12 protein-coding genes are annotated in these 14,088 nt (G+C 69.8%); 8 read left to right on the top strand and 4 right to left on the bottom strand.

What is annotated here, in order from left to right:
* Nucleotides 1-90: 90 nt before the first annotated feature.
* Complete coding sequence (locus ACY466_RS13230; RefSeq protein WP_463245823.1) at nucleotides 91-564, bottom strand: NUDIX hydrolase; 474 nt, start codon at nucleotides 562-564, stop codon at nucleotides 91-93.
* Nucleotides 565-584: 20 nt separating this feature from the next.
* The gene (locus ACY466_RS13225; RefSeq protein WP_463245822.1) at nucleotides 585-1,655 is read right to left on the bottom strand and encodes an ABC transporter substrate-binding protein; all 1,071 of its coding nucleotides are present in this window, start codon (nucleotides 1,653-1,655) and stop codon (nucleotides 585-587) included.
* A gap of 190 nt (nucleotides 1,656-1,845) precedes the next feature.
* On the opposite strand from ACY466_RS13225, the gene ctaD reads away from it, so the two are divergent.
* The 3 genes from ctaD to ACY466_RS13210 all read left to right on the top strand — a co-directional run bounded on the left by ctaD (nucleotide 1,846) and on the right by ACY466_RS13210 (nucleotide 5,782).
* Nucleotides 1,846-3,633, top strand: coding sequence for an aa3-type cytochrome oxidase subunit I (gene ctaD / locus ACY466_RS13220; protein ID WP_463245821.1), 1,788 nt, complete (start codon nucleotides 1,846-1,848; stop codon nucleotides 3,631-3,633).
* 65 nt (nucleotides 3,634-3,698) lie between these two features.
* The gene (gene serB, locus ACY466_RS13215; RefSeq protein WP_463245820.1) at nucleotides 3,699-4,964 is read left to right on the top strand and encodes a phosphoserine phosphatase SerB; all 1,266 of its coding nucleotides are present in this window, start codon (nucleotides 3,699-3,701) and stop codon (nucleotides 4,962-4,964) included.
* Between the two features lie 68 nt (nucleotides 4,965-5,032).
* Nucleotides 5,033-5,782: an aminoacyl-tRNA hydrolase gene (locus ACY466_RS13210; protein ID WP_463252284.1), complete on the top strand. Its 750-nt coding sequence runs from the start codon at nucleotides 5,033-5,035 to the stop codon at nucleotides 5,780-5,782.
* On the opposite strand, the gene glgX is transcribed toward ACY466_RS13210, so the two are convergent.
* The gene (glgX, locus tag ACY466_RS13205; protein ID WP_463245819.1) at nucleotides 5,722-7,899 is read right to left on the bottom strand and encodes a glycogen debranching protein GlgX; all 2,178 of its coding nucleotides are present in this window, start codon (nucleotides 7,897-7,899) and stop codon (nucleotides 5,722-5,724) included. The genes ACY466_RS13210 and glgX overlap by 61 nt on opposite strands.
* Before the next feature lie 51 nt (nucleotides 7,900-7,950).
* Here glgX and ACY466_RS13200 point away from each other — a divergent pair, with 51 nt between their 5' ends.
* The 5 genes from ACY466_RS13200 to ACY466_RS13180 all read left to right on the top strand — a co-directional run bounded on the left by ACY466_RS13200 (nucleotide 7,951) and on the right by ACY466_RS13180 (nucleotide 12,647).
* Nucleotides 7,951-8,778 carry an ABC transporter ATP-binding protein gene (locus tag ACY466_RS13200; protein WP_463245818.1) on the top strand — a complete coding sequence of 276 codons (828 nt, stop codon included), beginning with the start codon at nucleotides 7,951-7,953 and terminating at the stop codon, nucleotides 8,776-8,778.
* Entirely contained in the window at nucleotides 8,775-9,572 is a 798-nt protein-coding gene (locus ACY466_RS13195) for an NUDIX hydrolase (RefSeq protein ID WP_463245817.1), read from the top strand. Before ACY466_RS13200 ends, ACY466_RS13195 begins: the two co-directional genes overlap by 4 nt.
* Nucleotides 9,573-9,634: 62 nt before the next feature.
* Nucleotides 9,635-10,414: an enoyl-CoA hydratase/isomerase family protein gene (locus ACY466_RS13190; RefSeq protein WP_463245816.1), complete on the top strand. Its 780-nt coding sequence runs from the start codon at nucleotides 9,635-9,637 to the stop codon at nucleotides 10,412-10,414.
* A 52-nt stretch (nucleotides 10,415-10,466) separates the two neighbouring features.
* Nucleotides 10,467-11,465, top strand: a complete 999-nt coding sequence (locus ACY466_RS13185; RefSeq protein ID WP_463245815.1) for a class I SAM-dependent methyltransferase — start codon at nucleotides 10,467-10,469, stop codon at nucleotides 11,463-11,465.
* 9 nt (nucleotides 11,466-11,474) lie between these two features.
* The gene (locus tag ACY466_RS13180) at nucleotides 11,475-12,647 is read left to right on the top strand and encodes a THUMP-like domain-containing protein (protein WP_463245814.1); all 1,173 of its coding nucleotides are present in this window, start codon (nucleotides 11,475-11,477) and stop codon (nucleotides 12,645-12,647) included.
* Here ACY466_RS13180 and ACY466_RS13175 read toward each other — a convergent pair.
* Nucleotides 12,640-13,920, bottom strand: coding sequence for an outer membrane protein assembly factor BamB family protein (locus ACY466_RS13175; RefSeq protein ID WP_463245813.1), 1,281 nt, complete (start codon nucleotides 13,918-13,920; stop codon nucleotides 12,640-12,642). The genes ACY466_RS13180 and ACY466_RS13175 overlap by 8 nt on opposite strands.
* Nucleotides 13,921-14,088 lie beyond the last annotated feature (168 nt).

Below are 14,088 nucleotides of genomic sequence, written 5' to 3'. Positions count from 1 at the left end.
TGCTGACCCACTCGACACCGCTGCACCGCTCGCACACCTCAGCCCGTACCGGCCGTCCGCCGGTACGGGCTGTCGGTGTTCCGGGAAGGGTCAGCGCCGAAACCACGCCTCCGGGCCGTGATCGAGGGCCTTGTCGATGCGCAGCGCCGAGGTCTCCGTCAGGTCGTCCGGGAGCTCCGCGCGCGCGAACCAGCGCACCTCGACGTTCTCGTCGTCCGCGACCCGCGCCTGGCCGTCCACACGGCGAGCCAGGAAGCAGATGTCCACGTACTGCGTGTGGTCGCCGTTGGGGTAGACGATGGGTGCGGTCACGTCGACGCTCGTCAGGCGCACCAGTTCTGCGCGTACACCGGTCTCCTCGGTGATCTCGCGCAGCGCGGCCGGTCCGGGTTCCTCGCCGGGCTCGAGCACGCCGGACACCACGGCCCACCGTCCGTTGTCGGCCCGGCGCGTCAGCAGGATGCGGTCCGCGTCGTCGAGGACGACGGCACTGACTCCGGACAGCCACAGCGGTGCGTGACCGATCTGCTGACGGAGTTCGATGATGAAGTCGGGAATCGGCACGGGTGGACGGTACCGGCGATCTAGACGTAGGCGTTGAGCGAGTTCGTCAGATCGGTCAGCACGGTCTGTGCGGCGACCACCCCGTTTCCCGACCACACGGCGTCGTCGACGGTGAACACCCGCGCGTCGGTGGCCGCCCCGAGGTCCATCCACGCGTCGGACTCCATGACGGACGTGCCGTACTCCAGCCCGGCCTCGCCGTCGAACAGCACGTAGATCAGGTCTCCCTCGGCGGCCGACAGATCGTCCTCCGACAGCGCCGTCGTGGTCGAGGACTGCGGTTCCGGTCGACGGACCCCGGCCTGCGCGAGGACCTGGCCCGCGAAGCTGTCGGACCCCAGCAGTTCGGCGCCGTCCGCGCCGAATCGAACGACGGACGCCTGCGTCAGCGGCGCGTTCAGTTGCTGCCCCACCTCGGCGGCGCGGTCGCGGTAGGCCTCGAGCGCTGCGCCGAAGCCGTCTCCGCGTCCCATGGCGACGGCGGCGAGGGCCGCGCTGTCCTGCCACGGCGCGGCCGCGCGGGTGACGACGGTGGGCGCGATGCTCGCCAGTTCCTCGTCGAGACCCGCGAGCGCGGCGTCGGACCCGATCACCACGTCGGGGTCCAGTGCCCGCACCGCCTCGAGGTCCGGAGCGCCGTGAGGACCGACGCTCGGGATCTCGGCGATGCCGGTCCCCAGGTACGACGGACGCAGCGGCTCGGGTGGGGGAGCGACGGGTGACCCCGGAGCCGCCGGCGCGCCCACGACCCGTTCCCAGGTTCCCGCGGCGCACGAGGCGTCCAATGCGGCGAGGTCGAGGACCACGATGCGCTGCGGATCGGCGGGAACGGTGACGGACCGCCCGTCGTCGACCACGATGCGGTCCGCCTCGCCCCCGGCCACGGCGTCGGGTGGGGTGAGCGGTGCGCACAACCCCGCCGTCTCCCGTTCGATGCCCACGACGCCCGCACCGGCCACGTTCGTGGTGGTGCGCACGATGCTCGATGCGTCGTCGGACGAGGTATCGCCGCAGGCCGAGAGGGTGAGGGCGACGGGAACGAACGCGGCGACGACGATGGTCCGGACACGGCCGGCGGGGCGAGCTGACATGGCGCAGACGATACTGCCGACCCCCGACGAAGCGCGTCGGGGAGCGGGTCGGCGGCGTGTACGGCAGGCTGAGTACGACGCGCAGTAGGACCCGCTCCGCAGATGTCCCGCGCAAGGGCTACGATCCAGATAGCGCACGAATTTCTACGTCGACCTCGAGCACGGGGAGACGCGCACTAATGGAGGATCAGTGACTGCCCTAGCGCCCCAGCCAGTCCCCGAGCTGTCGGCTTCCCGGCCGTACCCACCACGTATGGGTTCCAAGGGATCCTTCATCCACAAGATGGTGACGACGACCGATCCGAAGACGATCGGGATCATGTACATGGTCACCTCGTTCTTCTTCTTCTTGTTCGGTGGTGTCCTGGCCCTGCTCATGCGTGCGGAGCTCGCCCTGCCGGGCCTGCAGTTCCTGTCGAACGAGCAGTACAACCAGCTCTTCACCATGCACGGCACCATCATGTTGCTGCTGTACGCGACGCCCATCGTCTTCGCGTTCGCCAACTACATCCTGCCGCTGCAGATCGGTGCACCGGACGTGGCGTTCCCTCGCCTGAACGCGTTCAGCTACTGGCTGTACCTGTTCGGAGCGCTCATCGCCTCGGCCGGCTTCATCACCCCCGGTGGTGCCGCCGACTTCGGCTGGACCGCCTACACGCCGCTCAGCGGCGCGGTGAACTCGCCCGGAATGGGCGCCGACTTCTGGATCATGGGTCTGGCCCTCGGCGGCCTCGGCACCATCCTCGGTGCCGTCAACATCCTGACCACGGTCATCTGCCTCCGTGCTCCCGGCATGACGATGTTCCGGATGCCGATCTTCACCTGGAACATCTTCGTGACGATGATCCTCGTGCTCCTCGCGTTCCCGCTGCTCACCGCAGCGTTGCTGGGACTGGCGGCCGACCGACACCTGGGTGCGCACCTGTTCGATCCGGCGACGGGCGGAGTGTTGCTGTGGCAGCACCTGTTCTGGTTCTTCGGACACCCCGAGGTCTACATCATCGCCCTGCCGTTCTTCGGCATCGTCTCGGAGATCTTCCCGGTCTTCAGCCGTAAGCCGTTGTTCGGATACACGGGTCTGATCTACGCCACCATCGCCATCGCGGCGCTCTCCATCGCGGTGTGGGCGCACCACATGTACGCCACCGGCGCCGTCCTGCTTCCGTTCTTCGCGTTCATGACGTTCCTCATCGCGGTGCCCACCGGTGTGAAGTTCTTCAACTGGATCGGCACCATGTGGAAGGGGCAGTTGACCTTCGAGACCCCGATGCTCTTCTCGGTCGGCTTCCTGGTGACGTTCCTCTTCGGTGGTCTGTCCGGTGTGTTGCTCGCCAGCCCGCCCATCGACTTCCACGTCACGGACTCGTACTTCGTCGTGGCGCACTTCCACTACGTGCTCTTCGGCACCATCGTGTTCGCGACGTACGCCGGCATCTACTTCTGGTTCCCCAAGATGACCGGGCGCATGATGGACGAGGCGTTGGGCAAGTGGCACTTCTGGGCCACCCTGGTGGGCTTCCACGCCACGTTCCTCGTGCAGCACTGGCTCGGCGCCGAGGGCTTCCCGCGTCGCTACGCGGACTACCTGCCCAGCGACGGCTTCACGGTGCTGAACTCGATCTCGACGGTCGGAGCGTTCGTCCTCGGTGCCTCGACGTTGCCGTTCCTCTGGAACGTCTTCAAGAGCTACCGCTACGGCGAGGTCGTCACGGTCGACGACCCGTGGGGTTACGGCAACTCGTTGGAGTGGGCGACCAGCTGCCCGCCCCCGCGCCACAACTTCGTGGAGCTGCCCCGCATCCGCTCGGAGCGTCCGGCCTTCGAGCTGCACTACCCGCACATGGTCGAGCGTCTTCGAGACGAGGCGCACGTGGGCCCCGGTCACGGCGGTGGCAAGACCACCCAGGTGATGGAACAGGCCCGCCGCGCCCCGATCGCCACCAGCGATCACGAAGGCTCGGGCGACCGCGACAACTGATCCAGTACAGACGAGAAGGCCCCTCCCGAATTCGGAGAGGGGCCTTCTCCATGAAAGGAACCGTCGTGGATTCGACAGGTCAGTTCTCCGAGAACACCCCGTTCAGACCGGACCCCACCGAGACCTCGGTACTGGTCAGCGTCACCGGAAGCGACAAGCCCGGGGTGACCTCCGTGCTGTTCGCGACCCTGGCCAAGCACGAGGTCAGCGTGGTGGACGTCGAGCAGGTGGTCATCCGGGGTCGACTGATCCTCGGCGTGCTCGGTACCTGCCCCGGGGACGTCGACAGCCTGCACGACCAGCTCGACGACGCGATGACCACCGTGGGCGTTCAGGTCGAGGTGGAGGTGGGCAGCGAACACGGACGCGCCCCCATGTCGACCCACGTCGTCGTGGTGCTCGGACGCCCGGTGACCGCCCGGGCCATCAGCACCATCTCGCGCGAGTTGGCCACGCAGGGCGCGAACATCGATTCGATCCGCGGCATCGCCGACTACCCGGTCACCGGATTGGAACTGTTGGTGTCCACCTCGGCCGAGGGCGCCGAGGCCGACGCCGCGCTTCGGCGGTCCCTGGCGGTCGTCGCGGCGGGGGTCGGTGTGGACGTGGCGATCGAGCGGGCCGGTCTGGCCCGACGCGCCAAGCGTCTCATCGTGTTCGACGTCGACTCCACGCTGGTGCAGGGCGAGGTCATCGAGATGCTCGCGGCCCGGGCCGGCGTCGAGGACGAGGTGCGCGCGGTGACGGAGGCCGCGATGCGCGGCGAGATCGACTTCGCCGAATCGTTGCACCGCCGCGTCGCGACCCTCGCCGGTCTCGACGCCTCCGTCATCGACGACGTCGCGGACGCCCTCGAACTGACCCCCGGTGCACGCACCACGATCCGCACGCTGCGCCGACTCGGATATCACTGCGGTGTGGTCTCCGGCGGTTTCCGGCAGGTCATCGACGGTCTGGCGCACGAACTCGAACTCGACTTCGTCCACGCCAACACCCTCGAGGTGGTGGACGGTCGACTCACCGGTCGGGTCACCGGGGAGATCGTCGACCGTCCGGCCAAGGCCGTCGCGCTCCGGCGCTTCGCGTCGAGCGTCGGGGTTCCGATGGAGCAGACGGTCGCCGTGGGGGACGGTGCCAACGACATCGACATGCTCTCCGCGGCAGGTCTGGGCATCGCCTTCAACGCCAAACCCGCCCTGCGCGAGGTCGCCGATGCGGCTCTGTCCTACCCGTTCCTCGACGCGCTGCTCTTCGTCCTCGGCGTCACCCGCGGGGAGATCGAGGCGGCCGATTCGTTGGACGGCACGATTCGCCGGATTCCGATCCCGTGATCTCCGGCGACCCTGCTGCTCCTGACGGCCCCGCTGCTCCTGACGACCCCGCCGTTCCGGACACCCCGGTGGCGACGCCCGCCGAGCGGCACGCGGTTCTCGTCGCCGGTACCCGCGCTGCCGGGTCCTACGGCACGAGGGAGGACCCGGAGGATCCCGCGGACGTCCGAGCCATGCCGCTGGTGCTCCACATCCCCAAGGTGGATCCGCCGAGCCGGACGGATCTGCTGGAAGCGGCGGCCGTCGCCACCCTGACTCTGTGTCTCGACGAGCGGGTCGGGGCCGGTGGGCCGTGGCACGAGGAGTTTCTCGCGTGGACCGGCGTCCGTATCCGCAAGGTGTCCCGCCGCGCTCGCGGGGCGCAGTGGACCGCGGCGCAGGACGTCCCGGGGGTGACCGCCGAGGTGCGTGGAGCGCAGGCCCGCGCGTTCGTGCCCGGACGGGTCGGCGATCTGGACCCACGGCTGCGCAAGCTCCAGGTGGGCGGCACCGACCTGCCCGCCGACGATCCCGGTCCGCCCGGTTCGGCCCCGGTCACGCTGTGGGTGAACCGATCCCTGGACATGACGGTCGGAAAGACCGCCGCTCAGGTCGGCCACGCGGTGATGCTGGTCGCGGGAGCGTTGTCGCTCGACGCGGTGGAGGCGTGGCGCGCAACGGGATTCGCCGTCTCGGTCCGAGACGCCGACGAGATGCGGTGGCGTACCGAGGTCGCGGCGGTGCGGGCGGGCATGGCGATCGGAGTGCGCGACGCCGGTTACACGGAGGTGGCGCCGGGATCGCTGACGGTGATCGGATCGGTCGGCGGACAGACGTAGACCAGAACGATGGGACCGTCCACGGAGACGGTCGCTCCTCCCGGCACGGGGTCGGCCGACACCGGCCGTCCGTCGAGGGTGGCCGAGTCGAAGATCGGCACGTACGGCGCCCGAGGTCCGTCCCCGGGTCCGCGGTCCGGCGGATCCGGGAGAACCAGATCGGCGGCGCCGCCGGAATGCAGCACGAGAAGCGCGGAATCGATCGCGTGGAACGTGGCTCCGGGAAGCCGCACGTCCGAACCGTCCACCCACGCCTGCAGGGTCCGCGCCGTGTCGTCGTTCCAGGTCTCGGTCCGCATCTCGACGCCGAGAGCATCGAACCACACCAGATCGGGTCGCCCGCTCGGGGTGTCGCGGCCCGCGAAGAACTCCTGCTGACGCAGTGCGGGCGCGGTGCGGCGACAGCTCAACGCTCGGGCGAGGGTCGCGGTCAGCGCGTCGTCGCGGTTCGACCAGTCCAGAGCGTGGGCGTCGGCGGCCGCGGTGTTCTCCGGAACGCAGTACGCGTTGTTGTTGCCGTGTTGGGTGTGTCCGAGTTCGTCGCCGGCGAGGAGCATCGGCGTTCCGGTGGAGAACGCCAGCGTGGACAGCAGGGCCCGCACGTGTCGGTCTCGCGCACGAAGCACGGTCTCGTCGTCCGTGGCTCCCTCGATTCCGTGATGGACCGACAGGTTGTTGTCGGTCCCGTCGCGGTTGTCCTCGCCGTTGGCGGCGTTGTGCTTGCGTTCGTAGGACACCAGGTCACGGGCGGTGAAACCGTCGTGCGCGGTGACGAAGTTGATCGACGCCCACGGGCGCCGCCCGGTCGAGGCGAAGATGTCCTCGGAGCCGGAGATCCGCGACGCCAACTCCCGGACCCCGCCGTGGCCGGCGAAGAACCGGCGGACGGTGTCGCGATAGTGGTCGTTCCATTCGCTCCAGACTCCACCGAAGGACCCCACCTGGTAACCCGGACCGGTGGCATCCCACGGCTCCGCGATCATCTTGGCGTGACACAACACCGGGTCGGCGGCGATGGCGCTGAGCAGCGGCGCGCGGGGATCGAAGCGCAGTCCGCCGGGGCGGCCGAGCGTGCTCGCGAGGTCGAAACGGAAGCCGTCGACTCCCAGTTCCGTCGACCAGTACCGCAGGGAGTCGCACACCATGCGCACCACCGCGGGGGACGCGGCGTCGACGGTGTTGCCGCACCCGGTGAGATCGATGTCGTGCCCGCGTCCGTCGAGCAGGTAATAGCCCGGGGCGTCGAATCCGCGCCAGGACACCGACGGACCGTCGACGCCGCCCTCGCAGGTGTGGTTGTAGACGACGTCCAGAATCACCTCGATGCCCGCGTCGTGCAGGGCGGCGACCATGGTGCGGAACTCGGCGATCTCCTCGCCGGCGCGGCTGGCGTAGCGGGGCTCGACCGCGAAGTACGACCCGGTGGAGTAACCCCAATGGTTGCGCATACCGCGGGCGCGCACCCCAGGCTCGGTCAGGCACGCGTGCACGGGAAGCAGTTCGACCGCCGTCACGCCGAGTCGGCGCAGATGGTCGAGCACCGCGGGTTCGGCGAGACCGAGATACGTCCCGCGCAGATGCTCGGGTACCTCCGGGTGCGCGCCGGTGTAGGAACCGACGTGGAGTTCGTAGATCACCGTGGCGTCCCACGGGGTACGGAGCCGTTCCGGGGATGCGGGCGGGGCGGGTGCGGTCACCACGCCGAGCGGGACGTGTCCGAGCGAGTCCGACCGGCCGCGGGGTCCGAACGGATCGTCCCGATAGGGGAGCAGGGCGCGCGCGTCGCCGAGCGAGCCCGTGATCCGGCGAGCGTAGGGATCGAGCAGGATCTTCGACGGATCGAAGCGATACCCCGCCATCGGATCCCAGGGTCCGTCCACGCGATAGCCGTAGACGTCACCCACCGCCGCCTCGGCCACCACACCGTGCCAGATTCCGTAGGTGCGTTCGCGCAGGCGGTGCCGACGCTCACCGGCGTCGGTGACGATGCACACCTCGACACCGGACGCCGCCGGTGCGTGCACCGCGAAGGAGACGCCCGACGCCACCGGGTGCGCGCCCAGCGGGAACGGAGAACCGGACGCGTGGGGCGGAGCGGAAACCTCGTCGTGCGACACGCGTAGAGATCCTGCCGTGTTCGAGGCCCGAGCGTGGGAGAAGATGGACGCGTGTCTGAACCTGATCCCGACCTGTTGATCGAAATGGACCGCGTCGTCGTGCAGCGAGGTGGGACCACACTGGTCGGTCCGGTGTCGTGGAACGTCGAGCTCGACGAGCGGTGGGTGGTTCTCGGGCCGAACGGGGCGGGCAAGACCACCTTGCTGCGCATCGCCGCCGCCGAGATCTTCCCCACCGACGGTGCCGCCAACATTCTCGGTGAGACGCTGGGGCACGTCGACGTCGGCGAACTCAGGCCCCGCATCGGACTGTCCTCGGCGTCGCTCGCCGCGCGGATCCCCGACCACGAGGTGGTGTCGGACCTCGTCGTCTCGGCCGGCTACGCGGTTCTCGGGCGGTGGCGGGAGAAGTACGACGACGTGGACACCGAACGAGCGGTGGACATGCTGGAGACGGCCGGGATCGAGCACCTGGCGGGCCGTACCTTCGGCACGCTGTCGGAGGGCGAACGCAAGCGCGTACTCATCGCGCGCGCCCTCATGACGGATCCCGAGATGCTGCTGCTCGACGAACCCGCCGCCGGACTCGACCTCGGTGGTCGAGAGGACCTCGTCGCGATCCTCACCGAGCTGGCGCTCGATGCCGATGCACCGGCCACCGTTCTCATCACCCACCACGTCGAGGAGATCCCGCCCGGTTTCACCCATGCGATGCTCCTCAAGGAGGGCGGGGTCGTGGCGCAAGGACTCATCGAGGACGTCATCACCGAAGAGAATCTGAGCGCCACCTTCAGCCAGGGCATCACCCTCGACCGGGCCGACGGACGGTACTTCGCCCGCCGCACGCGCCGCGGTCGATCCCACCGGCGCGCGCGGTGAGCCCGGCGGCTCCCGCACCGCTGCGGGACGCGTCGACGGTGGTGCTGCTGCGCGACGGCGACGACGGCGTCGAGGTCTTCCTGCAGCGACGCGTCGGGCAGATGGCGTTCGCGGCGGGCATGTCGGTCTTTCCCGGTGGGGGAGTCGATCCGTCCGACCGAACGCTCCCGCGACACCGGTGGGCCGGACCGCCCGTCGAATGGTGGGCTCGCGAACTCGGTACGGACGAGCCGACCGCCTGCGCCCTGGTCTCCGCCGCGGTGCGAGAGACCTTCGAGGAGTGCGGCGTTCTGCTCGCCGGTCCGTCGGCCGAGACGGTGGTGCGGGACACCGCCCGGTACGCGGGTCACCGCGCGCGGATCGAGGCGCGCGAGGTGTCCTTCACCGAGTTCCTCGACGACGCCGACCTGGTCGTGCGGACCGATCTGGTGCGTCCGCGGTGCCGGTGGATCACGCCCGAGGGGGAGACGAGTCGTCGGTACGACACCCGCTTCTTCCTCGCTGCGGTCCCACCCGGGCAACACGCGGACGACGCCACGTCGGAGGCGTCGGACGCGCAGTGGTCCACGCCCGCGTCCGCCATCGCCGACTTCCGGACGGGCGCTCGGATGTTGATGCCACCCACGTGGTCGTCGCTGCGGTCGTTGACGAGCCACCCCACGACCCGAGCGGCGTGGGACTCGGCCTACGACATGACGCCGGTGCAGCCGGTGATCACGACGACCGAGGCGGGTGTGCGCGTGCAGTTCGACGAGGCGGACGACTACTACGCGGATGCGCCCGCACGTCCCTGACCCACCGATTCCCGACCCACCGCCCGGCGAGGCGGCGGACCCGCGACGGTAGCGTGCGACACATGGCTGAATTCGTGACCCTCGAGGTCCAGGACGGTATCGGCACCATTCGGCTCTCGCGGCCGCCCATGAACGCCCTCAACCGGCAGGTCCAGGGCGAGCTGCTCACGGTGGCTCGCGCCGCCACCGCGGATCCGGACGTGAAGGCCGTCGTCGTGTACGGCGGTGAGAAGGTGTTCGCGGCCGGCGCCGACATCAAGGAGATGGCGGACATGACCGTCGGGCAGATGACCGACGCGATCGGAGATCTGCAGGACGGTCTCGGCGCGCTCGCGAGCATCCCGAAGCCCGTGGTCGCCGCGATCACCGGGTACGCGCTCGGCGGCGGTCTCGAGGTCGCCCTGGGCGCGGACCGTCGCATCGCCGGAGACAACGCCAAGCTCGGCGTTCCGGAAGTGTTGCTCGGGGTGATCCCCGGCGGAGGCGGAACGCAGCGCCTCGCGCGCCTCGTCGGCCCGAGCCGTGCCAAGGACATGGTGTTCACGGGCCGCTTCGTCGGCGCCGAGGAGGCGCTGCGCATCGGTCTGGTCGACGAGGTCGTCGCGCCGGACGACGTGTACGAGGCCGCGAAGGCGTGGGCGTCGCAGTTCGTGGGCGGCGCCTCCCGCGCCCTCGCCGCGGCCAAGGCGGCCATCGACGAGGGCCTGGACACCGACCTGGCCACCGGTCTGAAGATCGAGGCGCACGTCTTCGCGGCGCTGTTCGGCACGGACGATCGCCGGATCGGGATGGCGTCGTTCCTGGAGAACGGCCCCGGCAAGGCCGAGTTCACCGGTAACTGACCGACCTCGTCGTCGATCGACCGCCCACCTTCACCAGATAGGATCGCTCTTCATGACCGCCAGTCGCGACAACACCCCCGGTTCCGATCCCGCTCCTCGCCCGCACGCCAGCGCGGAGGAAGTCCAGGCGGCGCGGTCGGACACCAAGCTGGCCCAGGTGCTCTACCACGACTGGGAAGCCGAGACCTACGACGACAAGTGGTCCATCTCGTACGACGAGCGATGCATCGACTACGCCCGCGGCCGTTTCGACGCCGTCGCGGGCGATCAGCCGCTGCCCTACGATCGGGCACTCGAACTGGGGTGCGGCACGGGATTCTTTTTGCTCAACCTCATGCAGAGCGGTGTCGCCGCGCGCGGTTCGGTCACCGATCTCTCACCCGGCATGGTCAAGGTCGCGCTGCGCAACGCCGAACACCTCGGGCTCGACGTCGACGGCCGGGTCGCCGACGCGGAGACCATCCCCTACGAGGACGACACGTTCGACCTGGTCGTCGGCCACGCCGTGCTGCACCACATCCCCGACGTCGAGCAGTCGCTGCGTGAGGTCCTGCGGGTACTCAAGCCCGGCGGTCGCTTCGTCTTCGCCGGCGAGCCCACCACCGTGGGCAACTTCTACGCCCGCTGGCTCGGACGCCTGACGTGGGAAGCGACGACCCGCGCGACCCGGCTGCCGTTCCTCGCCGACTGGCGCCGGCCGCAGCAGGAACTCGACGAGTCGTCGCAGGCCGCAGCGCTCGAGGCCGTGGTCGATCTCCACACCTTCGACCCGAGCACGCTCGAGGACATCGCACGGGCCGCCGGTGCCGACGCGGTCGAGGCGAAGACCGAGGAGTTCGCCGCCGCCCTCCTGGGGTGGCCGGTCCGCACCTTCGAGGCCGCCGTTCCCGCCGAGAAGCTGGGGTGGAACTGGGCGAAGTTCGCGTTCAACGGCTGGAAGTCCCTCAGCTGGCTGGACGAGAACGTCCTGCACCACGTGGTGCCCCGCGGGTACTTCTACAACGTGATGATCACCGGTGTGAAGCCGGACGTGTCCGGCCCCGGCCGGTAACCGTCCTCGGTGGGGTACGCGTTCACCCTCGACGACGTCGCGTACCTCACGTCGGCGTCGGCCGACATCGCCGCGGTCGCGGAACTCGAGCTGGGCCCGGCGTCGCACATCGCCGACGTGCAGCGGGTCCGCGGCCGATTCGGTGACCGCGCCGCTGCCCTGATCGACACGGTGCGCCTGCAACGCCGCGCGGCGCTGAAGGTCCCGTCGGCCACCGGCTGGCTCTTCACCGACGACGCTCTCCAGCAGGCCACGACCGAGGCCGTGTCCCTCCACCGCGCCCGTCGGCTGGCGGGCCGCGCGGTCCACGACGTGACGTGTTCGGTCGGGACGGAGTTGTTCGCTCTGCGCGGTGCGGCCTCCGCGGTGGTGGGCAGTGACCTCGACCCCGTGCGTCTGCGCATGGCTCGGCACAACGTTCCCGAGGTCCCGCTCCTGCGGTCCGATGCGCTGACGCCGGTCACCCGCGGAACCGTCGTGATCGCCGATCCGGGGCGCCGAGCGGGCGGACGCCGACGCCACGATCCTGCTGCCCTCGAACCGCCTCTGCCCGATCTGATGGAGGCGTACCGGGGCCGGGACCTCGTGGTCAAGTGCGCCCCGGGGTTGGACTTCGATCGCCTGGATTTCGACGGTGAGGTCGAGGTGGTGTCGCTGGACGGCGGCGTGCGCGAAGCGTGTCTGTGGAGTCCGGGGCTCGGCGAGTCCGGGGTCCGGCGGCGCGCGACGGTGATGCGGTCGGACGGCACGTCGTGGGAGCTGACCGACGCGGAGTCCGACGAGATCGCGGTACGTGAACCCGGACGGTTCGTCGTCGATCCCGACGGCGCGGTGGTGCGGGCGGGGCTGGTGCGGCACTACGCGGCGAAACACGATCTGTGGCAACTGGATCCGCGTATCGCGCACCTGACCGGTGATCGATTGCCGGCCGGCACACCCGGTTTCGAGATCCTGGAGCGACTCCCGTTCTCGGAGAAAGGATTGCGGCGATACCTCGCCGACGCCGACTGCGGGTCACTGGAAATTCTGGTGCGCGGTGTGGATGTCGATCCGGCGGTTCTGCGCTCGGCGTTGAAGTTGCGCGGATCGCGGGCGCTCGCACTGGTGATCACTCGGATCGGTCGCAGCGCAACGGTGTTCGTGTGCGGCCCGCGCACCATCGGCGGTTCCGACGTCAGCTGAAGTGGAACAACTCGCCGACGCCGGTGGGGACGACGACCTCGCCGTCGGGACCGATCGACACCCCCGGGGTGGTTCCCGTGGCTCCGGGGATCTCGTCGGTGTCGACGGTGTCACCGGTTTCCAGGTCGAAGGTCACCAGGGTGAGGGTGTCGGCCTGCTCGGTCACCGCGTACCCGGTGCCGCCCGCGGCCAGCGCGGTGGACCCGGCGAGAGTCAGATCCTCGCGCTCCCACAGCACCTCGGGCTCGTCGCCTCCGTCGCGGATGGCCCGCAGATGCGCACCGTTGCCACCCGCCGTGACGATCGTTCCGTCGTCGGCGATCGACACGCTCCCCGCGGCTCGGTCGCCGACGAAGTACGACCAGACCGGCTCCCCGCCGTCGGTGTCGAACGCGCGAACCGTTCCCTCGGTGTCGGTCAGATAGACCCGCGTGCCGTCGCCCGACAGGACCGGACTCGACGTGACCGCCGAGGGCAGCAGTTCCGAGGACCATGCCTCCTCGATCACGGGCGCATCGCCACCGGTGTAGTTCAGCGCCACCAGTTGCGGGGCGATGGCTCCGTCGCGCCAGAGGACGACGTAGATCGTCGACGACTGCAGGTCCACCGCGGGCGCGGCGGCGACGGCGCAGTCCGGGCCGCCGCCGAAGCAGGCCAGGAGACCGTCCGCGGCCGGTCGTAGGGGAGCGTCCGGTCGATCCAGGAATTCGGGTGGGGGGACCAGATCGTAGATGGGTGCTTCACCCTGCCCGGTCTGACTGCTCAGGACGTTGACCTGGCCGAACTGGGTGACCACCAGGACGTTGCCGTCGGGAAGGAACTGGGGAGCGCGCGGAACGCCGTACACCGGGGTCTGCCAGCGCAACTGACCGTTCTGGTTCACCGAGCGGATCGAACCGTCGTCGCCCGCGTAGACGTTCGACGCGCCGTCGGCGACCGCGGTGGACGAGACGCCCGACGGTCCCAGCGGATTGCAGAATCGTTTGCGGCCGGAATCGCCCTGGAACGAGCCCAGAGGACAACCGGCGGAATCGGCCATGGTGACCGTGATCTGACCGTTGGGTGCGATGGAGGCGCGCGTGGCGGTGGGTGCACCGAGGGGGCGAGTCCAGGTCAACTCGAGGTCACGGGTGCCGTCGGCGTCGACGCTGGAGCTGTTGCGGGCGTCGGAGAGTCCACCGAGCCACCCCGGCCCGCCGAGAACGTCGACGGAACCGGAACCGGAACCGGTGCCGCAGCCCGCGACGACTCCGGCCGCGGCGGCGAGGGCCACGGCGACGCGGGTCGGGCGGAATCGGCGCGCGCGGCGGTGCTCCTCGGCCGGGGGGGGCGTACGCGCCGGACATGCATCACTCCTACGACGGGGGTACCGGATCGTGCGTTCCCGACGGTCGGGTGCACGGGCGGTGGGGCACCTGAGGGTAACCGGCGGCAGCCCCGG

The sequence above is a fragment of the Rhodococcus sp. K11/5 genome (genome assembly GCF_055193735.1).
This window is presented reverse-complemented; position numbering and strand designations above follow the sequence as displayed.